22 protein-coding genes are annotated in these 22,326 nt (G+C 46.4%); 10 read left to right on the top strand and 12 right to left on the bottom strand.

What is annotated here, in order from left to right:
- Positions 1–2: 2 nt before the first annotated feature.
- From FCU94_RS10050 to FCU94_RS10035, 4 genes are all read right to left on the bottom strand, one after another.
- Positions 3–923, bottom strand: a complete 921-nt coding sequence (locus FCU94_RS10050; RefSeq protein WP_176288414.1) for an SPFH domain-containing protein — start codon at positions 921–923, stop codon at positions 3–5.
- A gap of 140 nt (positions 924–1,063) precedes the next feature.
- Entirely contained in the window at positions 1,064–1,918 is an 855-nt protein-coding gene (locus tag FCU94_RS10045; protein WP_176288413.1) for a co-chaperone YbbN, read from the bottom strand.
- A 305-nt stretch (positions 1,919–2,223) separates the two neighbouring features.
- On the bottom strand, positions 2,224–3,051 hold the full coding sequence (locus tag FCU94_RS10040) for an SDR family oxidoreductase (protein ID WP_176288412.1): 828 nt from the start codon (positions 3,049–3,051) through the stop codon (positions 2,224–2,226).
- Between the two features lie 28 nt (positions 3,052–3,079).
- Positions 3,080–3,994 (bottom strand): TIGR01777 family oxidoreductase, encoded by a 915-nt coding sequence (locus FCU94_RS10035; protein WP_176288411.1) that lies wholly within the window; start codon positions 3,992–3,994, stop codon positions 3,080–3,082.
- A 227-nt stretch (positions 3,995–4,221) separates the two neighbouring features.
- Between FCU94_RS10035 and FCU94_RS10030 the strand changes: the two genes are divergently transcribed.
- From FCU94_RS10030 to yfcE, 5 genes are read left to right on the top strand one after another with little or no spacing between them, the layout of a single operon-like run.
- Positions 4,222–4,956 (top strand): DUF1538 family protein, encoded by a 735-nt coding sequence (locus FCU94_RS10030; RefSeq protein ID WP_176288410.1) that lies wholly within the window; start codon positions 4,222–4,224, stop codon positions 4,954–4,956.
- Positions 4,953–5,747, top strand: coding sequence for a DUF1538 domain-containing protein (locus FCU94_RS10025; protein ID WP_176288409.1), 795 nt, complete (start codon positions 4,953–4,955; stop codon positions 5,745–5,747). The genes FCU94_RS10030 and FCU94_RS10025 overlap by 4 nt, the downstream gene beginning before the upstream one ends.
- Positions 5,737–6,087, top strand: coding sequence for a P-II family nitrogen regulator (locus FCU94_RS10020; protein ID WP_038175510.1), 351 nt, complete (start codon positions 5,737–5,739; stop codon positions 6,085–6,087). The genes FCU94_RS10025 and FCU94_RS10020 overlap by 11 nt, the downstream gene beginning before the upstream one ends.
- Positions 6,084–6,488 carry a CBS domain-containing protein gene (locus tag FCU94_RS10015; RefSeq protein ID WP_176288408.1) on the top strand — a complete coding sequence of 135 codons (405 nt, stop codon included), beginning with the start codon at positions 6,084–6,086 and terminating at the stop codon, positions 6,486–6,488. Before FCU94_RS10020 ends, FCU94_RS10015 begins: the two co-directional genes overlap by 4 nt.
- 48 nt (positions 6,489–6,536) lie before the next feature.
- Positions 6,537–7,082, top strand: coding sequence for a phosphodiesterase (gene yfcE, locus FCU94_RS10010; RefSeq protein WP_176288407.1), 546 nt, complete (start codon positions 6,537–6,539; stop codon positions 7,080–7,082).
- 31 nt (positions 7,083–7,113) lie between these two features.
- Here yfcE and FCU94_RS10005 read toward each other — a convergent pair whose 3' ends face one another.
- The 4 genes from FCU94_RS10005 to FCU94_RS09990 are packed head-to-tail and all read right to left on the bottom strand — an operon-like array spanning position 7,114 to position 9,587.
- Positions 7,114–7,392 (bottom strand): SelT/SelW/SelH family protein, encoded by a 279-nt coding sequence (locus FCU94_RS10005; protein ID WP_176288406.1) that lies wholly within the window; start codon positions 7,390–7,392, stop codon positions 7,114–7,116.
- Between the two features lie 9 nt (positions 7,393–7,401).
- Positions 7,402–8,157: a sulfite exporter TauE/SafE family protein gene (locus tag FCU94_RS10000; protein WP_176288405.1), complete on the bottom strand. Its 756-nt coding sequence runs from the start codon at positions 8,155–8,157 to the stop codon at positions 7,402–7,404.
- A 41-nt stretch (positions 8,158–8,198) separates the two neighbouring features.
- The gene (locus FCU94_RS09995) at positions 8,199–8,723 is read right to left on the bottom strand and encodes a regulatory protein ToxS (RefSeq protein WP_176288404.1); all 525 of its coding nucleotides are present in this window, start codon (positions 8,721–8,723) and stop codon (positions 8,199–8,201) included.
- A gap of 9 nt (positions 8,724–8,732) precedes the next feature.
- Positions 8,733–9,587 carry a winged helix-turn-helix domain-containing protein gene (locus FCU94_RS09990; protein WP_176288403.1) on the bottom strand — a complete coding sequence of 285 codons (855 nt, stop codon included), beginning with the start codon at positions 9,585–9,587 and terminating at the stop codon, positions 8,733–8,735.
- Between the two features lie 264 nt (positions 9,588–9,851).
- Between FCU94_RS09990 and htpG the strand changes: the two genes are divergently transcribed.
- From htpG to FCU94_RS09970, 4 genes are all read left to right on the top strand, one after another.
- Entirely contained in the window at positions 9,852–11,756 is a 1,905-nt protein-coding gene (gene htpG / locus FCU94_RS09985; RefSeq protein WP_176288402.1) for a molecular chaperone HtpG, read from the top strand.
- A gap of 318 nt (positions 11,757–12,074) precedes the next feature.
- Positions 12,075–12,719: an adenylate kinase gene (gene adk, locus FCU94_RS09980; RefSeq protein WP_176288401.1), complete on the top strand. Its 645-nt coding sequence runs from the start codon at positions 12,075–12,077 to the stop codon at positions 12,717–12,719.
- 131 nt (positions 12,720–12,850) lie between these two features.
- Positions 12,851–13,810, top strand: coding sequence for a ferrochelatase (gene hemH, locus FCU94_RS09975; protein WP_176288400.1), 960 nt, complete (start codon positions 12,851–12,853; stop codon positions 13,808–13,810).
- 465 nt (positions 13,811–14,275) lie between these two features.
- Positions 14,276–14,953, top strand: a complete 678-nt coding sequence (locus FCU94_RS09970; RefSeq protein WP_176288399.1) for an oligogalacturonate-specific porin KdgM family protein — start codon at positions 14,276–14,278, stop codon at positions 14,951–14,953.
- A gap of 53 nt (positions 14,954–15,006) precedes the next feature.
- Here the strand turns inward: FCU94_RS09970 and FCU94_RS09965 are convergent, their stop codons facing one another.
- The 4 genes from FCU94_RS09965 to FCU94_RS09950 all read right to left on the bottom strand — a co-directional run bounded on the left by FCU94_RS09965 (position 15,007) and on the right by FCU94_RS09950 (position 20,691).
- Positions 15,007–16,509: a winged helix-turn-helix domain-containing protein gene (locus tag FCU94_RS09965; RefSeq protein WP_176288398.1), complete on the bottom strand. Its 1,503-nt coding sequence runs from the start codon at positions 16,507–16,509 to the stop codon at positions 15,007–15,009.
- Positions 16,510–16,651: 142 nt separating this feature from the next.
- Positions 16,652–17,278, bottom strand: a complete 627-nt coding sequence (locus tag FCU94_RS09960) for an outer membrane beta-barrel protein (RefSeq protein WP_176288397.1) — start codon at positions 17,276–17,278, stop codon at positions 16,652–16,654.
- Positions 17,279–17,551: 273 nt separating this feature from the next.
- Positions 17,552–17,995, bottom strand: a complete 444-nt coding sequence (locus FCU94_RS09955) for a DUF411 domain-containing protein (protein WP_176288396.1) — start codon at positions 17,993–17,995, stop codon at positions 17,552–17,554.
- Positions 17,996–18,003: 8 nt separating this feature from the next.
- Entirely contained in the window at positions 18,004–20,691 is a 2,688-nt protein-coding gene (locus FCU94_RS09950; RefSeq protein ID WP_176288395.1) for a heavy metal translocating P-type ATPase, read from the bottom strand.
- Between the two features lie 469 nt (positions 20,692–21,160).
- Between FCU94_RS09950 and FCU94_RS09945 the strand changes: the two genes are divergently transcribed.
- A complete protein-coding gene (locus tag FCU94_RS09945) occupies positions 21,161–22,270 on the top strand; it encodes a porin (RefSeq protein WP_176288394.1) in 1,110 nt (369 codons plus the stop codon).
- Positions 22,271–22,326 lie beyond the last annotated feature (56 nt).

Here is a 22,326-nt window from a genome sequence, read left to right as displayed (position 1 = left end):
CTCTATTTGTTCTGTTTCGAGTGTTGAAACATTTCAGCAATACCGGCAACTGAGCCCATCAGCCCCGATGCTTCCAGTGGCAGCATCACGATCTTACCGTTTTCGGCTTGGCCTATTGATTTCAAGGCATCTGTGTATCCTTGTGCGATAAAGTAGTTCACAGCTTGCATATCACCCTTGGCTATTGCTTCAGATACCATAGTCGTGGCACGGGCTTCCGCTTCAGCCGCGCGTTCACGAGCTTCTGCTTGAAGTATAGCGGCTTGTTTGTCACCTTCAGCTTTAAGAATTTCAGCTTGTTTTTGGCCTTCAGCACGTAATATTTCAGCTTGACGTACCCCTTCGGCTTCGAGAACTTCTGCTCGTTTATTTCGTTCCGCCTTCATTTGTGCATTCATTGCAGCGGTCAGATCCGCGGGAGGTTGAACGTCTTTGATCTCAATCCGTGTCACTTTTACGCCCCAAGGGTTGGTGGCTTCGTCAACAATGGACAGCAGTTTAGTGTTGATCATATCTCTTTGGCTGAGCATCTCGTCGAGCTCCATTGACCCAAGCACGGTACGAATGTTTGTCAGAGTCAGATTTCGAATCGCATGTTCGAGATTACTGACCTCATATGCCGCTTGCGCTGCATCAATCACTTGAACAAAACAGACAGCGTCTATCGTGACATTGGCGTTGTCTTTTGAAATGACTTCTTGCGCAGGGATATCTAACACGCGCTCCATCATATTGATTTTGTGACCAATTCTGTCGATAAAGGGAATGATGATATTTAAGCCAGGTTTGAGTGTGTGCGTGTAGCGTCCAAAGCGTTCAACGGTCCAGTTGTTGCCCTGAGGGACGGTTTTTACTGCAGCAACGATCATTGCAATAATGGCAAATATAAAAATGCCAATAGTAACTAAAGAATCAATAGCCATCTGAAGGTTCCTTATAATAATGGTTGCTCGATTGTTGCTTAATTAAACCAGCGAAACAATGGCAGAAATGAGACTTTGACTCTGTTTCGGATAGAAATAAAGCCGGCAATGGCCGGCTCTGAGTGAGTGTGGTTGAGAGATTAGTATAGGACGGAATATAGCTGACGGCGGTATTTAGCTGCAATCGAGTTTCCTTGCCCCAGTGCGGCGAGAATATCCATAAAGGACTTCTTCATGTCGCCATCGAGTGCGTTGAGATCCTTGCGTAGAACACGCCATAATAGTTCGAGTGCTTCTTCATCGCGGCGAACATTGTGGTAGCTGAGTGCTAGCTCGTTGACGACTTTGAAATCGGAAGGCGCTCGCTCTAGCGCTTGCTCTAATGATTGTATTTCAGGGCTATCCGCTGCTTGCTCATGCAGCTCTAGCTTAGCGACCAAGCCTTTATAGTAATTGTCTTGATATTCTAAAGGAATGTGCTCCAACAGGGCTTTTGCCTGGGCGAAGTCTTGGATCTCGAGATAGCAATCGATAAGTGCGAGCTTGACCTCACCTTTTTGTTGCCAATCTGCTGGTAGACCTTGGAGTATCGCTAAAGCTTGGTTGTGTTGGCCTGCTTGTACAAGCTCAAGGGCTTGTTTGACTTGCAACTCTTCTTGACTAGGAAGGTGTTTGTTGAGCATTTCTTGTACCGCGCTAATGGGCTGCGGGCCGCCCAAACCGTCAACGGGTTGGCCGTTAACAAACAAGGCGATGGTCGGCAATGCTTGTACGCCGAACTGGCTAGCTATCACTTGCTCTTGCTCACAGTTCAGTAATGCGAGAGTAAACGCACCATTGTACTGCTGAGCGAGCATTTGTAGCTCAGGAATGACTTGAGCACTCTCTTCACTCATAGGGGCCCAAAAGTGAATAAGTACCGGGGTTTGCATCGAGCCTTCGAGGACTTGACGGAAGTTCTGTTCATTAAGCTCAACAATGTGTGGCGATTGCATCTAGCCTGTCCTTGTTTGATTGTCTTTGTGTAAGACGTATGGGCGAGAGCGGCGAAATTCAAGTCACGGCATTCAAATGAAAACGCCCTCATTGTGTAAAAACAATGAGGGCGTTTTTTTGTTGCAAAGCGAAGGTGTTTATAAAACGATAAACAAGGTTAGCGCAACACCCACACTCAGCCAGTTTAACTGGTTTAGGGTCATATAATTATTCCGAATGTAGCGCTTGAAATTAGTATTAGGGGTTACCCCTAATGATGAAGTTAGCGCATTATTGTTACGGAAAAATTACACTGTTACATTATTTATGCAGCTTGGCTCAAAATACGATCGAGTAAACGAGTCGGCAGTATGCGTTTTAACACCGCGAACACTTTGGTTGGAGTTGTGATTCGATAGCGAGCTTTGGGGTTGGGTGACTCTAGCGCATGTACCAGTGGCGCGATACACGACTCTGCCGGCAAGACAAATGCTTTGCTCGATGCATCGCTTTCAAGCCTTGCCATTTGTTGCCGGTATTGGTTGTGATGAACGCTTCCTTCAATGGTGATCCATTTTTTAAAAGCGTTGAGTGCGTTCGCTCTAAAACGGGTTTCGATGGGGCCGGGCTCTAGCAGTGATATGTGAATGCCACTGCCGATTAATTCGAGGCGCAGTGTGTCGCTCCAGCCCTCTAGGGCAAACTTTGAAGCGTTGTATGCGCCACGATATTTCATTGCCGCAAATCCAAGTACCGAACTATTTTGAATTATGCGGCCATGACCTTGCTGGCGCATTATGGGTAATAACTGCTGGGTGAGTTGATGCCAACCAAAAAAGTTGCTTTCAAATTGTTCGCGCAAGGCTTGGGTTGGCAGATCTTCTAGTGCGCCAGGTTGACCATAAGCGCCATTATTGAATAGCGCGTCGAGTCGACCGTTAGTCAGTCTCAGTGTTTCCTCTACTGCTTGGTTAATACTCTCAGGGTCGCTGAGATCGAGTTGAAGTGCAACGAGTCCTTCAGCACGAAGTCTGTCGACATCTTGCTGCTTTCGACAGGAAGCGATCACTTGATAGCCCCTTTTTTGCAAGGCATGTGCGCAGGTGTACCCTATGCCAGTCGAGCAGCCTGTCATTAAAATTGTTTGGTTCATTGTGGTTCCTAATACTGCGTATTTCGCCTTACTCGCGATGCTGAAGTAAATTTTTTAAAGCGGGTTCGATGCGTGAGTAACTAAAGTGAAAACCGAGTTCGGTCAGTTTTTTGGGTTTTGCTCTGATGCTATCGAATAGAAGTACCGAGCTTTCTCCCATCATTAGTTTCATCACCCATTTTGGAGTACGGAATATATGTGGGCGTTTAAGGGCTTTAGCCAGGTTTTGACTAAACTCTTTGTTGGTCACTGGATGAGGCGCACAGAGGTTAAATTCGCCGTGTGCATGTGGAGTTTCGAGTAAGTAAACGATAGCTCTAACCATATCGAGCAGATGAATCCATGGCATGTACTGACGACCGCTTCCCAAAGGGCCGCCTAACCCTAATCGATATGGCGGTAACATTTTTGCTAACGCTCCCCCTTCGGTGCCGAGAACGACGCCAGTTCGAAGTAAGCAGACGCGCGTCATTTCAGAACGTGCCCGGTTAGCGATTTGCTCCCAAGTGGCGCAAACATGGTGAGGAAAACCATGGTCTGTCACATTGAGCGTCTCATCAAAAGGGTGATGCTGTTGGTCGCCGTAATAGCCCACTGCAGAGCCACTGATAAACACGTTCGGAGGGTTGGTACTGGCATGAATGAGTTCGACCAGTTTTTCGGTAAGGTGCCAACGGCTGTTGCAAATGACCTTCTTTTGTCTGTTGGTCCAACGTTTCTCTGCGATGGGTTCACCAGCTAAATTAATAACCGCATCAAAATCATTGAGATGATGAAAAGAGTCGAGGTCCGTGATGTAGGTGACATTGCCCATATCGGTATGGTTTAACGCCTGCTTTGCGGCTTCAGGGTGGCGGGTTAATAGCACAATATCATGAGTCGTTAAGTGCTTGAGCAACTCGCGCCCGATGAATCCCGAACCTCCGGTCAGCAGTACTTTCATTTTCCATCCTTATCTCTTTTAGATGTGGTAATCACCTGACTAACCATAGTCAACTATTGTTACTAATTATAGCGACTTAGCGTCAAAAGTGATCACGTGTGGCAATATCACAAAAATAACATTTTGTTACTTTTATCCGTGGCGACGCCGCTGAAATCACATCAGAGAACCATTTTGTTTGTCATGCTCTAGTAAGGCGTTAACTGTGTGCAACACAAGGGGGCAGAGTGGGAGCAGCTATTGCGTTAATGAGAGCGCTGTTAGGAAGCTTGAGGGATCTGACCCCAATTATTGTTGTGATCGGTTTTTTTCAACTGGTGGTGTTGCAAGAGCCACTGCCCAATCTTGTTTCGATTCTATTAGGTCTCGTCTTAGTCGTATTTGGTTTAACGTTCTTCATCTTCGGCTTAGAAATGGGGCTGTTTCCAATTGGCGAGAGCATGGCACAAGCCTTCGCTCGCAAGGGTAGTGTGTTTTGGCTGTTGGTTTTTGCGTTTTGTTTGGGATTTGGCACCACTATTGCTGAGCCTGCATTAACGGCCGTCGCCAATGAAGCGGCTGAGGTGGCCGCTGAAGGGGGAATGATTGTGAATCAGCCACAAGCGATGGAGGCCTACGCCAAAGGCTTAAGGTATACGGTGGCCTTATCGGTGGGGATTGCGATTTTACTTGGGGTGTTGCGAATACTTAAAGGCTGGCCGATTCAATATATGATTATTGGGGGGTATGTGGGTGTTGTAGTGCTAACGATGTTTGCACCACAAAGCATTATTGGCGTCGCTTACGACTCTGGAGGCGTTACCACGTCAACCATTACCGTGCCTTTGGTTACGGCGTTGGGCGTTGGGTTAGCGTCGGCGATTAAAGGACGTAACCCTATGATTGACGGCTTTGGCCTAATTGCGTTTGCTTCTCTGTTGCCCATGATGTTTGTGATGGTCTACGGCATGGTGGTGGCATGATCGATTGGTCCCATTTTGTTGATACCTTTATCGCAACCATTAGTGATGTGTTACCGATCGCGACGATCATTTTCGGTTTCCAATTTGCGGTACTTCGCCGTCCTGTCACCAACTTGCCAAAAGTTGTGCTGGGCTTTTTCTACGTGATTCTTGGACTATCACTTTTTCTCATCGGCTTAGAGTTGGCGCTATTTCCCTTGGGCGAAACCATGGCCGCTCAGCTCACCGCGCCTGATTTTATTACTCAGTTTCGTTTATCCCTTAGTGGTGCATTTACCTGGCTCGATTATTACTGGGTATATTTGTTTGCGTTCTTTATTGGTTTTAGCACGACAATTGCAGAGCCTTCGCTCATCGCTGTCGCGATTAAGGCGAATCAAGTGTCAGGGGGGAGTATCAGTGTCAATGGTTTGCGGATTGCGGTTGCCCTTGGGGTGGCGATAGGTATCTCTTTGGGCAGCTATCGAATCGTGGTTGGTGATCCCATTCACTATTACATCATAGTTGGTTACATCATTGTGGTGGTTCAAACCTTCTACGCGCCTAAACTGATTATACCGCTGGCCTATGACTCTGGCGGAGTGACCACGTCCACGGTAACGGTGCCACTGGTGGCGGCTTTAGGGTTAGGTTTGGCGTCTACGGTGCCAGGTAGAAACCCTATGATAGATGGCTTTGGCCTAATCGCATTTGCGAGTCTGTTTCCGATGATATCGGTGATGGGTTACGCACAAATAACTCAGTGGCTCAATAAAGAGGCTGAGCGGGAGGATGAAGAAAATGCGCTTTAAATTACTACTGGCTTTTGTCGAAGATAGTAAAACGGATGTGGTTTTAGACGCCGCTCGAAAAGCGGGAGCAACTGGAGCTACAGTGATCAACAATGCTCGAGGTGAAGGTCTGAACCAAAAACGTACTTTTTTTGGACTGACATTAGATGTGCAAAAGGATGTCCTGTTGTTTGTCGTAGAAGAGCATCTATCAAGACATATTTTAGAAACCATTAACGATGTCGGTGAGTTTGATCAGGAGTCAGGCCAAGGCATTGCCATTCAAATCGATATTGAAGACGCAGTGGGGGTTGCGCATCAAGTCGAGAAGCTAACCAAAGTGGTAGAGGATGAGTTATGAGTGAACACATTAAGGTGCGCGTGCGCGATGTAATGACCAGTAATTACGTCGTGATTGATGGTTTGACGACAGTAAAAGAAGGCATCCAATTGGCCAAAAGCCACGAAGTCAAAGCTTTGGTGGTTAATAAACGTAACAGTGATGATGAGTATGGCTTGGTGTTAATGAATGACATCGCCAAAAAAGTGCTGGCAAAAAACCGCTCTCCGGAGCGAACCAATATTTATGAGATCATGACCAAGCCCGCGCTGTCGGTGTCGCCCGACATGAACGTGAAGTATTGTGCACGTCTATTTGAGCGATTTGGTATCAGTCGTGCTCCAGTGATCGATAATGGCAAAATCGTGGGTATGGTGAGCTATAACAATATCGTGATCAACGGTATGATTCGAGATGAATAATCTGCGAACTTTGATAAAATCTCCCACTCTTTATCAGGAGATGATGTCGTGAAATTGTTTTTTGCCTCCGATCTACATGGCAGTTTGCCAGCCACCGAGACCATGCTGAGCCACTACGAACAATCAGGTGCTGAGCATTTGATTTTGCTTGGCGATATTCTTAATCATGGGCCGCGGAATCCGGTCCCTCAAGGGTACAATCCGCCCGCAGTGAGTGAGCGATTAAACCAGTATGCCAAGCAAATTATCGCCGTGCGAGGTAACTGCGATAGCGAAGTTGACCAAATGCTTCTCACGTTTCCTATGATGATGGATTATGCTTGGGTACTTCTTGACGGAGGTCGGCGTCTTTTTCTTACCCATGGCCATCTCTATAACAGCAATCAACGCCCACCTCTTCGTTCAGGTGATGTGCTTGCCCATGGCCACAGTCATATTCCTGTTGCCGAGTGGCAGGGCGAGCAAATCATTTTTAATCCCGGTTCGGTGACGTTCCCACGCGATGGTTATGCCGCCAGTTATGGGGTGCTCGAGCGAGGAAGTTTGCAAGTCAAAACCTTTGATGGTGACACTGTGGCAATCACGGAACTTTAACCTCAAACTTAGGTGTTACCTTAGCTTGAGGTTATTTACTGTCTGAGTGGCCTAGATCACGCTCTGGGTCAATCAGATCTCTCACGCGTTGTTTTAATACTTTGGCTTCAGGGAAGCCTCCATCTTGTTTGCGTTCCCAAATCTGTTTGTCATTGCACCAGATTTCAAATCGCCCACCAGTATCAGGGTGAAGCGTTACCGCCTCTATTTCTTCACTAAAGGTGTGCAGCAGTTCTTGACACAACCACGTAGATCTCAGCATCCAATTACATTGACGGCAGTAATAAATATCGATTTTGGCTTTGTTCATAGTTAACCTTTAGATGAGCAATTTTAGACCGACAGCAAACGTCAGGATTTCAAAGCAGATTTTAATGACTCGATTGCTGTAGCGTGTAGAGAGGTAGGCACCGATTCCTCCGCCAGCAAAAGAACCGAGTAATAACAGCGGCAACCAAGGCCAATAAACGGTGGCACCGGCTTGTACAATGGCAATACCGCCGAGCCCATTCCAAAATAGACCCACGCACAGCATAGTTAGAGCGACGGCTTGCTTATAACTGTAGCCAAACCATCGCACCAGAAATAAGGTCACCAGCAACCCTGAACCCGCAGTCAATGAGCCGTTAATCACTCCTATCAGGGCGATAATGATGCCACCGAGCAACCATCCTTTACTGTCTCTGTTTTGTGGTATCTCGTTCTGTCCCAGTTGTCTTTTGAAGTGCGAGTAGACGCCGAGTGCAAGTATCATGGCGCCAAGCATTTTTTCACCGACATGAGCTGGGATCAAGAGCACCACGTTGGCGCCGATAATTACGCCAACACTTCCCGTTACAACTAGGTATAGAGCGACTTTAAAGGTGAAGCTTCGCTGTTTGATATGGGTATAGACAGCCCCAAGGCCGAGCGCGACACTGGCAATCTTGTGAGTTGCCAGTGCGATAGAAAAAGGCAGGCCAAAAAAGATCAGTAATGGGAATTGAAGTAGCCCAGCGCCTCCGCCAGAGAGAGAGGCCAAGGTGTTCGCAATAAGAGAGCCGAGTAACAGGCCTAAAGAGTCTATCCAGTCCATGAGTAATAAAAAAAAGGGGCATCATGCCCCTTAAAGTGAAATCAGTTACTAAACAGTACCGTAGAGCCATGACTTAAGCTAGTCAGGAGTAAGGTTTTCTCATTCACTATGTCGATACGACGGCTCTGCTGTGCATCCATTTTAAAAACTTGGGTGATTAAATTGAGCTGACTAGGGGTGAAGTCCTTGCTCTGTGGCGTGGAGACATCCTTGAACTCGGTTGGTGAAACCAACAGATAATTGTCACTGATATCCCACTCACCAGTTTCCGAAATATTAATCACACTTTCAGTACTACCCGTATCTGGATACAAACGCACGTTGGAAACGCGAATGTAAGTTTTGTTAGGGAGATACTTTACATTCGACATGACATCAACGCGGCGCAGCGGACCCACGGCTTCTTGAGTTTGGTCTTGTAGCGGCTCCGCGATGACTGTCACCATTTTGGACTGCCACTCTTTCGATGTCAGTGTCTGTTCAATTTTTAAATCACTGCCCCAATAAAGCCAGCCACTGAACAAGGTGGAGGCAATCAGTAAGACAATTGCGAATTTCTGGTTCATGGTTTTTTCCTAGTTACACACTTTGCTGAGATCTTGCTGATCGGTCACGATGCGCAACGTGATATTCTCACCTGAGTTGGTCAGGGAGTGAATGTAGTTAAGAACGAGTTGGTTATTTTGACCACCGGTTGCGATCACCTCAATCGGTGCCATGTCATCACGATGGGTTTGGTTATAACTTTTGACACACTGTTCGATAGATGCATACCAAGTGCTCAGATCGGGATGATTGAGCGGAGTCTTAACCGGAACTTGATCGTACACTCCTAATTGACGGAACTCAGATTCAGCAGGGTTACTCAACAAAATCACACAGATAGGCAGCAGTATAGCCGCTAATAGCAGCAGCTTGGTGACCCAAGGAGACGAAGGCTTGGCGACCTGAGCGGTAGAGACCGATATCGGCTCGACCTGAACCGTTGCTGGCTCAATAACCATGGGCTCTTGGACGACAGGCTCAGGTGTGAATGCCTCGTCTTCCTCATTATTTTGTTGCTCGCTGTCACCGCTCATCAGAGGGGTAACACGCTCGACACTACAAATCAGTTGATAGCCGCGTTTAGGTACGGTTTTGACATACATGGGCGATTTGGTTGAGTCATTCAGCAACTTTCTTAAAGTTGAAATCGCTTGCGTCAAGCTCGAGTCATCGACCTCAAAGCCTTGGCGACGCCAGACAAAGTCATGAAGATCATTGCGTGAAACGATTTCACTCGGTTTCTCACACAATAACAGCAGAATGCGGCTTTCGTTACTTCCTAGACGGATAAGCTCGTTATCGCTCTCTCTGTCCGTGAGAGAGTTCGTATTGGGATCAAAGGTAAATTTGTTCGCAAGGTTAAACTTAGTACCTATGTTACTCATCGATCTGTGGCCATTTGGTTAAAAGTTTTAGGGGATCAAGCTAGTCGAAAGCGTCACTAGCGTCTTGATTTATACACGAGTTTATATTTTTTGATTTTTGGGGGTGTCAGGATAGACAAAATAAAAACAAAAAAACACTGTTTTTATGATTGTTGACCTTGAATTTACATTTGGCACCCTCATGTTAAGTGGCAGATTATAGCCAATTGCGTATTCACAGTATGAATTTATTGGCTTGATAAGTATAGAACTTATGGAGTTATCATGAGCGAAACAGTTACACAAAATAAAGAAACTCGTGGCTTTCAATCAGAAGTAAAACAACTACTTCATTTGATGATTCATTCTCTTTATTCGAATAAAGAGATCTTCTTGCGCGAGCTGATTTCTAATGCGTCTGACGCTTCTGACAAACTGCGCTTTCAAGCGCTCTCAAATCCTGATTTGTACCAAGGTGATGCAGATCTAGGAGTGAAACTCGCTTTTGACGAAGAAGCCAACACACTGACCATTTCTGACAATGGCATTGGTATGAGCCGTGATGATGTGATTGAGCATCTGGGGACTATCGCTAAGTCAGGTACAGCGGAATTCTTCTCAAAACTGTCTGAAGATCAATCAAAAGATTCACAACTTATCGGCCAATTTGGTGTCGGATTCTATTCCGCATTCATCGTAGCGGATGCAGTGACAGTGCGTACCCGAGCTGCAGGCCTAACGGCAGACCAAGCGGTACAGTGGCACTCTGCGGGTGAGGGGGAGTACACGATCGAGACCATCAACAAAGAGTCTCGTGGTACCGATATTATCTTGCACATGCGTGAAGAAGGTAAAGAGTTCCTCAATGAGTGGCGTCTGCGTGAGGTGATCAGCAAATACTCGGATCACATCGGTATTCCAGTGTCTATCCAAACCGCGGAACGCGATGAAGAAGGCAAAGAAACGGGTGAGAAAAAGTGGGAGCAGATCAACAAAGCGCAAGCGTTGTGGACCCGCAACAAAGCTGACATCTCAGAAGAAGAGTACCAAGAGTTCTACAAACATGTATCGCATGACTTTGCCGATCCACTGGTTTGGAGCCATAACCGTGTAGAAGGTAAGAACGACTACACCAGTTTGCTCTACATCCCATCAAAAGCGCCATGGGATATGATGAACCGCGATCATAAGTCAGGCCTGAAACTCTACGTCCAACGTGTATTTATTATGGATGACGCCGAGCAGTTTATGCCGTCCTACCTGCGCTTTGTTCGCGGCCTAATAGATTCAAACGACTTGCCATTGAACGTCTCGCGCGAAATTCTGCAAGACAACAAAGTGACTCAGTCACTACGTAATGCTTGTACTAAGCGTGTCTTGACTATGCTTGAGCGCATGGCGAAAAACGATGAAGAAAAGTATCAATCATTCTGGAAAGAGTTCGGCCTAGTTCTAAAGGAAGGGCCTGCGGAAGATATGAGCAACAAAGAGAAAGTTGCTGGTCTACTGCGTTTTGCTTCTACAGAGGTAGATTCTGCCGAACAAACTGTCAGCCTTGCGTCGTACGTTGAACGAATGAAAGAAGGTCAAGATAAGATCTACTACTTGACGGCAGATAGCTACGCGGCGGCGAAGAACAGCCCACACCTTGAGCAGTTTAAAGCGAAAGGCATTGAAGTTATCTTGATGTACGATCGCATCGATGAGTGGTTGATGAACTACTTAACCGAGTTTGATGGTAAGCATTTCCAGTCGATCACTAAGGCGGGTTTGGATCTCAGCAAGTTTGAAGACGAACAAGAGAAAGAGAAACGTAAAGAGACAGAGGAAGAGTTCAAGTCGGTTGTTGAGCGCACCAAAGAGTACTTAGGTGATCGAGTGAAGGATGTTCGCACCACCTTTAAGTTGGCAACAACCCCAGCGGTCGTGGTCACCGATGATTTTGAAATGGGCACTCAGATGGCTAAGCTTTTGGAGGCCGCGGGTCAAGCTGCTCCGGAAGTGAAGTACATATTTGAAATCAACCCAGAGCATCAGCTGGTTAAACGCATGGCTGATGAAGCCGACGAAGAAGCGTTTGGTCGCTGGGTCGAAGTTTTGCTTGGTCAAGCGATGTTGGCAGAACGAGGCTCAATGGAAGATCCTTCTCAGTTCCTTGGCGCGATCAACACGCTTTTGACTAAGGGCTAATAATCAAAAAGAACCAAAAAGCTCGCATCTTGCGGGCTTTTTGGTTTATTTGCATTTATCATCAATGAAATGTCGAGATGTTGCAGCGAATAATGAGTCGTTAGGCATTCTTTAGTCGTAATTCGCTCTCGCCGAATCAATTGTATGGTAGAATGCAACCTTGAAACCCAATGAGTAGGCGTGTAATGTGCACGCCTCTTTTATTGCTAACCATAAACAGTTATACCGAAACTTACCGTGCGTGTTTATCGCGTCAAGCTCTGAGTGAGACCATAGTGAGCTTCGGTATAAAACATCATTATCTTAAGAGGATTCAACATGCGCATCATTCTTCTAGGTGCTCCAGGTGCAGGTAAAGGCACACAGGCTCAATTCATCATGGAGAAGTACGGTATCCCACAGATCTCTACTGGTGACATGCTACGTGCTGCTATCAAGGCAGGTACAGAGCTTGGCAAACAAGCAAAAGCTGTGATCGATGCTGGTCAGCTAGTTTCTGATGAAATCATCCTTGGTCTAATCAAAGAGCGTATTGCTCAAGATGACTGCGAAAAAGGTTTCCTACTTGATGGCTTCCCTCGTACTATCCCTCAGGCAGATGGCCTAAAAGAGATGGGTGTCGATGTTGATTATGTTATCGAGTTTGATGTTGCGGACGACGTTATCGTTGAGCGCATGGCTGGCCGTCGTGCTCACCTTGCTTCAGGTCGTACCTACCACGTTGTGTACAACCCACCAAAAGTGGAAGGTAAAGACGACGTAACTGGCGAAGATCTAGTGGTTCGTGATGACGATAAAGAAGAGACTGTACGTGCTCGTCTGGGTGTATACCATGACCAAACAGCACCACTAATTGCATACTACGGAGCAGAAGCTGAAGCCGGCAACACTAAGTACCTTAAGTTTGATGGTACTAAGCAAGTGGCTGAAGTTAGTGCAGATATCGAGAAAGCGCTAGCATAATTCGCTTATCGCGAAATTTGAAAATTTGTTATAGTGAAAGCGACCTTATTAAGGTCGCTTTTTTATTGCAACGTGTTGATCATTTTGAATGTTCGTAACGTAATCACCCATTTCAGTGTCGATAGGAAGCTATGCAAAATAATAAAAAACAAGGTGTGTTGTTGGTCAATTTAGGGACACCGGATGCAGCCACAGCCCCTGCGGTCAAACGATTTTTGAGTCAATTTCTTCACGATCACCGCGTAGTGGATATGACACGTTGGCTTTGGTGCCCCATTCTTCATGGTGTGATCTTGCCGATCCGTGCGCCTAAGGTGGCCAAGCTGTATCAGTCCGTATGGATGGAGCAAGGCTCGCCGCTAATGGTCTATTCAAAAAGGCAGGCTGAGAAGTTACAAGCTCTCATCGATATGCCAGTTGAGTTGGGTATGACTTACGGCAATCCAAGTTTACAAACGGGGCTTGAAGCGCTGGTGGCACAAGGTGTAGAAGATATTATTGTTCTGCCTCTATATCCGCAATACTCAGGAACCACGACGGCGGCGGTTTCTGATGGTTTGACGAAAGCGTTCAAGAAGATGCCAATTGTACCGAACTATCAGTTTATTCGTGATTATCATGAGCATCCTCTTTACATTAAGGCGCTAGCAGAGAGCGTCAGACGCTCATGGCAAGAGCACGGTAAAGGTGATTATCTTCTCTGCTCATATCACGGGATCCCTAAACGTTATGCTGACAATGGGGATATTTACCCTCAACACTGTGAGCGAACGACCGCGTTACTGGCTCTGGAGCTGGATTTAACGCCGGAGCAGATCGGTATGACCTATCAATCACGTTTTGGTCGTGAAGAGTGGCTCCAGCCCTACACAGACAAAACTTTGGAAAAACTGCCGGCTAAAGGCATCAAGAAGCTTGATATTCTCGCCCCCGCTTTCTCTGTTGACTGTCTTGAAACACTGGAAGAGCTCTCTGATCAGTGTTGTGAGATTTTTACCGAGCATGGTGGTGAGACATTCACCTATATTCCTTGTCTTAATGACGACGATTTACATATTGAACTGATGGCTCAACTAACCACTCAACGTTAAGCGATGCTATAGAGTTCACTAAAGGCTGCCATTGGCAGCCTTTTTTGTATTTGGCCAGGTCAAGCAAGCGGTGGAAACCGTCTATACCTGACAAACGTCTCTTCCCCTGGTGGACAATTTAGTGATCGTGATTGGGTTATCCATGTCAAAAAATAACAAAAAGCTAAAATCATAGTGATCTAGGTATGGCGAATGGGCAACAGCCAGCTATGCAATGTGATCGAGGACTTGTTTTGTTTTGTTATTGAGTTTTTGTTTATTACAAGTTAATGGTTTTAAAGGGTTAAATATCTTTTTGATTTTTTAGTTTGAACTGCGTCGCATAAATTTTGGTGTTATTTTTTATCGCAAATTAAATCCGACATGATGTCTACCAAGCCAGGAAGGCAGACCTTCTTTGCGGTCGGCGGTGAAGAAACACCGAACAAGAACCGCGGCTCACTCTTATATTTAAGGCAGATTACAATGAAAAAACTATTTACTCTAAGCGCACTTTCTCTTGCTTTCGCTTCAACTGCTTTCGCAGGCTCTTCTTACGTTACTGGTAACGTTCAGTTTCACAGTGAAAACAAGAACCCAGATGTGACTTCTACGCTTGAAGCGGGTCATACGTTCGAAACGGGCACGACACTTCTAACCGAGTTTGACGGTATTTCTCTAGGTAGCTATGAAGATGCAACTTCTAAAGCCACTCCGTACGTAACGCTAGGTATTGAGCAAAGCTACTCAATCAATGACAATCTGTGGGTAGCGGCGGGTTACCACCACCTGCTTAATGACGGTGAAACGGTGCAATACCGTCCACTGGTTAAAATTGGCTATAACTTTGATAACGGCCTTGCAATCAGTAACCGTACTCGTTATCACGATATGAAGGAAGGGAGTAATGACCAAGTTCGTTTTGATAACCGCATTGGTTACACAGTAGCGGACATGCCACTTGTGCTGGGCTACAACAACGTTTACGTTCGTAGCGACGAGTCTGAAAACACAATGGACCACGAGTTCCGTGCAACATGGACACGTGAAGGCGTACAGCCTTATTTCGAGCTACGTAGCCAAGGCCACGGTGCGAAGAACGCTGATGGCTCTGATAAGAAAGAGAACACTGCCTTTGTATTCGGTGCTTCTTACGGCTTCTAGTCAAAGCTACTTATAGTTCTAATAATACTAAGCCCAGCAGATGCTGGGCTTACTCATGTTTTGTTTATCGGAGCGCAAAAACGCTCAACGCCCTGCCAAAGGATGCTATTAGGTGTATGGATATACTCAATATTTGACAGGACATCTTTCCATAAGTCTAAACAGGCCGATTGTTTGTTTTGGCTGGTGTAGTGGTTGAGTACTTGCTGGGCAGGTAAAGTAATGGTTAATGCCGCTGTGGCCTTAAGATAATAGCTTAAATACTGCTCCATATTGCGTTTTTTACGGCTAATGTTCGCCTGAAGCATCAATATCAGCGCATTACTCGGTATCTCAGCCACATACTCTCTTTGTAACATCTGCAGACTTTTCTCGATGTCACCAGCGCGATACGTGAGGAGTGCCAGCAGCATGTGAAGCTCGGGAGAAGGCGTCGACGTAGTTTGTTTCACTTTATTGATCCATCGATTCAGTACTTCTGCGGACTGAGTAGTGAAAAGTAGCTCTCTGGTATAAAAGCTGATCTCTGCACCACTCATATCCTGGTTTACTAATTGATCAAAATCCGTCTCAGATAGCTGACTTAAGTGGGTTTGTAGCTGCTGCTTTATCGATACAATCGGTGTGGGCAGTTTGAAGTACTCTGTTAAGTCGGAATTGAGTCTGTTGATAGTCTTGATAAGTTGATTATGGTCCAAGGTATATCGGTTACGCCATGCCACCCGGGCTGAAGCAGAATGTTTTAGGATAACTTCAAGTTTATCAACGTCATGATTATCTTTTATCAGGTTAAAGGTAAGCTGATAATCAGAGTCGCTAAGTGCATCTGCCCCCGGAAAGTGACGGTGCTCGCTGAGGCTCATTAGGTAGTAGCTTGGTGAACGCATGTTTGCCAGATGGATATAGGGTGAGTGGCTGTAGGCGTGGAGTAACAGAACTTTGAGTCTAAGCGCATCTTGCTGTGTTGACGGCTGAGATGAAGAAATCTGATCAAGTAACAGACGCACCTGAGGTACGTATAAAGCTTGTCCCTTTGATTCGACCTTTACATCAAAGAAGGTATTTACCACGCTCACCAATGTGAACAAGCTCGCTAGAACCAGCGCAGAGATGGATAAAAATCGCTTAGACGGTTTGTTACTATGGCGAGGCTTGTCTCTCTTGAGTCGATTATCTGAATGGGAAACGTTGCTTGTTTGTTCAACTAATTGAACATAATTGCTAGCAATATAGTAGCCCCTTTTCGGGTAAGTCACGATCAACTTAGTCGAGTCTATATCAGGAACATTTTCGCGCAGTAGGTTGCGTAGTAAGCTAATACGGTTAGTGACCACATTTTTAGAGATGTACTGACTGTCCCAGACTTGTTCAATGAACTGTTCAATAGACGTAGGTTCGCCAACATTTGATAGTAGTACTTCCATTAAGGCGACGTTACGTGGCTCTAGTGCAATTTGCTGACCGTCATTGGTCAGAGTTTTATCTTTGGGATCATAGATTAAGTGGGCAATAGCAATATGCTGACCACTTTGTTTGGCCTGAGCGAGTAAGTTCATAGAAGTTACTTAGAGAGCAAAAAGACGCCGTGCATTCTACAAAAAGTTCATTGTTAGTTATAGAGTGCTTGGCGCCGAAGTAAACGCGTCTCATTTTTGAGACGCTCGGTGCGTTAGGGCAATGACACCGAGTTGAATCAGGTTAGAACTTGTAAGTGGCGTTAATGTAGCCTTGGTTTGACGAATTGAATTTAGCTAGTGGTTCGTCGCCAACTTTATGCTCGTTGCCAGAGTAGTAGTTGAAACGGTAGCCCGCTTCCAAACCAAAATGATCGGTGAACATATATCCCATACCTGCGTTAAGACCATAGGTCAGGCCTGAGTTTTTGCTGGCTGTGGTGTCCGTACCAAAGCCCGGGATTGTCACACTTGTCTCTAACTCGCTTTGGTAAAAACCAACAGAGCCACCTGCTAGTAGGTAGAAGTTATTATTCAGGTGATAAACATAGTCGCTACCAGCACCAAACTGATAGCCCTCTAACTGGAACTTAGTTCGGTCGCCGTCAAACAGGTCTAGATAAGTCAGTTCGTTCTTACCGTTGTATTGTAAATAACCATAGACGCGGACATTCTCGTTCAAGTAAGAACCCGCTTTAATTGCCAGTGCTCCAGCGTTATCTAGATTATCAGTGATCTCTTTAGCGGCAGGATCGGCAACCGAAGTATTGTATCTACCACCAGCTAACTCTACCGCTACGTAAGGGGAGTTGGCAAAAGTTGGTAAAGAGACAACAGCAGCTGTCGCAGCAATAAGTAGATGTTTACGCATAATAGTTCTCAAATGTATCCGATATAAGTGTTTAACTGTGCATCTCAGGTTATGTGTCGATGCAGCCAATCTTGAACACCACCACAGAGCAGGGCGTTGTTCAGCGGAAGAGAAAGTTATCTGAGGACAGGTAAGAATGCTAAAAACAAAACTACACGGAGTTAAACTTGATCTACATTTAGATCTATATGTTTGATTATTAAATAATAAAAAGCGCTTTCACCAGCAATGCTGAAAATGAAAGCGCTATTCGAATAAGGTCAACAGAATGGGTTATTGGTGGCCTTGATAGTGGCGATACTCAAATACTTGTCCTTGTTCATTAAAGGCATAGACCGAGTACTCGTCTTGTTTATCACCATATTCCATCCCTGGCGAGCCCATAGGCATACCTGGAACCGCTAGACCTTTGGCATTGCGCGGTGGGTTTTCAAGGAAAGCTTTGATGTCTTCTGCCGGGATATGACCTTCGAAAACGTAGCCGTTGATCTCTGCAGTATGGCAAGAGGCAAGCTCTGGCGTAATGCCTAGTGTTTGTTTAATTGGGTTCATATTTTCATGCAGTTTTTCTTCAACGGTAAACCCCGCCTCTTGCATGTGTTTGGTCCACTCGGTACAGCAACCACAGTAAGGTGATTTATGGTTAAGTACGTCAGTGGCCAGTGCTGAACCGGAAACAGTGGCCAGTAAGGTCAGAACTAAGGTTTTTTTGTTCATAGTCACCTCTAAGATGTTTTAAAAAGTCGTAAGCGGTTGGCGTTGCTCACCACAGTGATGGAAGAGAGTGCCATTGCTGCACCGGCAATAACCGGACTGAGCAGAAATCCGAAGGCAGGGTAGAGTACGCCAGCAGCAATGGGGATGCCCAAAGAGTTATAGACGAAAGCACCAAATAGATTTTGCTTCATATTACGTACTGTTGCTTTAGAAAGCTCAATCGCGTTGACGACGGCGAAAGGAGAAGAGTTAAGCAGTGTCATTTGAGCGCTTTCTATCGCTACATCACTGCCGCTCCCCATGGCAATACCAATATCGGCGAGCGCAAGGGCAGGGGCATCATTGACGCCGTCACCAATCATCGCAACACGGCGCCCTTGTAGTTGTAACTGCTCTATGTGGCCTGCTTTCTCATCCGGCAAGACTTGTGAAATCACTTGTTCAATGCCCAGCAGTGTGGCAATCGCTTGGGCAACAGTTTGGTTGTCACCAGTCAGCATGATGGGGGTGATGTTGTTGGCTTTTAAACGTTCAATGGCGAGTTTGGCATCGGTCTTTACTGGGTCGGCGATCGCGATGACCCCAGACACCTTCGCATCAATACTCACTACGACAGGTGTCCATGCGCAGCTTAAATAGCGCTCAATCACTTGCTCTACACTCGACAAATCCCAAGCGTGTTGCTGAGCATAGTTAAGTGAGACAATAGCGACTTGCTGACCATCAATTTGGCCCAGCACCCCTTGTCCGCGACGATTGTCGAAATGACTCACTGGGTAGAGACTCAACTGTTGCTCTGTTGCCTTGGCCACGATGGCTTTGGCCAGCGGGTGCTCGGAGTGCTGCTCAATTGAAGCCGCCATCGAGAGTAAACGCTCACTATCTTTATCGGTGGCATACAGGTCTTCGACCGCAGGTCTGCCCTGAGTCAAGGTGCCTGTTTTATCAAACACCACAGTGTCTATCTTACTGGCGGATTGTAGTACATCGGCATCTTTAATCAGTATTCCCATTTCAGCGGCTTTACCGACACCAACTGTAACGGATAAAGGGGTTGCCAAGCCAAGCGCACAAGGGCAAGCAATAATCAGAACGGTAGTGGCAACGACTAACATATAGCTTGCCTTTGGCTCGGGACCGACGGCAAACCAGATCGCTGCGGAAAGTAACGCGATGGCCACCACCACTGGCACAAAAACTGAAGAGATTTGGTCGGCCAACTTTGCGATCGCAGGTTTACTACTTTGCGCTTCACGTACCATAGTGATGATGCGTGATAACATGGTATCACTTCCAACGCCAGTGGCTTTAAACAGTAAGGAACCGTCTTGGTTTATGGTGCCCGCTGATATAGGGTCGCCTGATGATTTAGCGACGGGCAGTGGTTCTCCGGTGAGCATCGATTCATCGAGATAAGAGTCACCCGAGATGACTTCTCCATCAACGGGGACCTTTTCACCTGGCCTGACACGTAAAGTCATACCGACCGTGATAGCGTCAATCGCAATTTCACTGTCCCCATTGTCGGTGACTTGAGTCGCGGTTTGTGGTTGAAGGTTGATCAGTGCTTGCAGCGAGCGGGTCGTCTTGGCCTTGGCTTTGGCTTCGATGTAGTGTCCGAGTGAGATCAAACCAATGATCATCGCACTGGCTTCAAAGTAGACATGGCGTGAAGCCGCAGGAAACCATTGAGGAAAGGTCACTACTAGGATAGAGAATAGCCACGCTGACCCGGTGCCTAATGCGACTAAGCTATCCATAGTGGCACGCTTGTGGGTGAGCGCTTGCCATGCATTGGTAAAAAATGAACGTCCAGCCGTAGCCAGTAACCACAGGCACAGCGCGCCAACTGCTCCCCACGCTAACTGATCTTGGTTGTTGCGAATCATCATATTGCCACCAAGTACGCCCCATAGCATGAGTGGCCCCCCAATGAGCATGCCGAAAATTGCGCTGTTTTTATGATGGCGTTGAATGGCGTGCTGCTGTTCGAGTTGTTGCTGCTGCTGAGTCGCAGGATCGTCTACTACTCTGGCGTGATAACCCGCCTCTACGCTTGCCTGGGTTACTTGCTCGACGATTGAATTAGGCTGGAGGGAGCTGAAAACGACTGCACTTTGTTCGGCGAGATTGACTTGAACTCGCTCGACGCCGTTCACAGACGCTAAGGCCTTTTCAACCGAAGAGACACAGCTCGCACACGTCATTCCAGAGATCAATAGGTGCAGTGTGGATAGGGATTTCTCTGATGTCACAGAGCTTGCTCGCTCGGGCTGGCTATCGACTGCTAACTCTTCAATGGCACCTGCGGGCGAGTGGTCGTTGGCTTGATAGCCCAAGTCACTAATTAGACGTTGAATCTCTTCGGCTGAGTGAAGGGTGTCGATATCCAAATCAGTTTTAGAAGCTTCAAAGTGAATGGTGTGCTTATCTTGCTCCAGCGCTTGGTTGAGCTTGGCAACACATTTACCACAGTTAAGCCCAGATAAATGAAAGTGATAGCGATGCCCTGCCTGATAACCGAGTGATTCAATGGTATGGGTAATGGCATGCAACGGACTGTCACTTTCTAAAGCGATCATTGTGGAAGACAGCTCAAGTATTGTGACTTGATGATCTGCGTTCAACGCCTGTTCAACTTTGCGCGCGCACCCCATGCAGTTTAAGCCAGATAGGGGGATTTCAAACCTTGTCATAATCGACACCTCGCATTGCTACTGTCGTTAAGCCTAAACCTTGCCGCAAGGGTAAGGTCAAGTGAGAAAAACAAAACGTTAAAACTCTTTTGGTTAGTCCTAGGTATCACTTTGATCTTGCGAGACATTTCAAACTTTTTTATTCCGTTTTCTAAAGTTCCGTAAATCATTAAAAAATGGCTTTGTGTTGGCTCACACGTAGCAAGGGAAGTCGTACTTAGACGATAAATATTCCATGAAATTGACGTTTTTGTTGCTTGATGTTTTTGTTTAAATGATTGTTTTTATTTGATTTATCTATTTTTTGAACTTTCTGATTTGAGCGAGTTCAGGTTTTTCTTTGGCCCAGTTTGTCGGCGAAAAATAGTTTGTCACCATGCACCTGTCCATAAATAACGTCCCTCGAAACGGCGAGTTAGAACTGTGAGAGGGACAAAGAAAATTCATAAAATGATAGGGGTTAATTCTTATGTCTCACTTTAAAAAGACGCTGCTTGGCGCGGCAATCGCGGCCACTACCTTGGCCGCTGGTACTGCGCATGCATACATGATTGGCGATCCAAATGATGCGAATGTCGAAGTATACGGCGTGGTATCTATCTCTGCTGTCGATTACGGAGCGTCTAATGCGACCGGTCCAGACGACGGTTGGTCGCTTGAAAACGAAACACGTATTGGCTTTCGTGCTGCTAAGGCGATGACGGACAATGTTACGGCGTTTGCTCAAGTAGAGTCTGGCTGGGTATTAGACTACGGTGCAGACTTAGGTAACCGTGATACTTTCGTTGGCTTGCGTGGCGACGATTGGGGACAGGTGCGTTTTGGTCGCATGCTAACACCTCTTTATGAACTCGTAGACTGGCCATACTCTGCATCAAACTTAGGCCGCACATTTGACCGTGCATGGCGCAGCGGCGAGCGTTACCACTTTGACCGTAAGAGCCAAATGGCTCGCTACGATTCACCAATGTTCGCAGATAAGGTTAAGTTCAGCCTAGCGGGGGGCAACGGCAGTGAAAATCACGAAGACTCCAACTTCTTTGGCGGCTCGATCACACTGACTCCTGTTGACATGCTGACGTTGCATGCGGCATTTGAGACGGCGAAAGGTACCACCTTTGAAGGGGGAGAGGAAGGTCATTGGGATACTAACAACGCAACGCCAGACGTCCCAACTTGGGACCCAGGTAAAACGGCATCGATTGGTGACACTGACTCCTATTTTGTCGGCTTCGAACTTCGCCCAATGGATAACTTTAATATTCTAGGCGCATACAAAACAGGATCTTACGATTCAACCAATGGCGGTGGTGACTATAGCTATACCAAACGTGAAATCGACGCATATTCTGTTCAAGCTAACTACTTCTTTGGCAATGCGAATATTCGAGTGGGTTATGCAGACCAAACGGGTAAGCAAGATGGCTTAGACAACAAAGACATGGACTCCACGTCTATCAGTGGCGAACTGGGTTACTCCTTTAACTCTGTTTACACCTTTGTTCGTTTGACTCAACAAGATGATGCTTCGTTCGACAACGACCTGATGGTTCGTATCGGTACCGAGTGGACATTCTAATCATTGAAAAATAAAAAGGCGGACACAGTGTCCGCCTTTTCCGTTTGAAAGTGTGA

Origin of the sequence: Vibrio sp. JPW-9-11-11 (genome assembly GCF_013369335.1) — a bacterium.
Classification (GTDB): domain Bacteria; phylum Pseudomonadota; class Gammaproteobacteria; order Enterobacterales; family Vibrionaceae; genus Vibrio.
The sequence above is the reverse complement of the archived record's forward strand: the minus strand, read 5'-3'. Positions and strand labels throughout refer to the sequence as shown.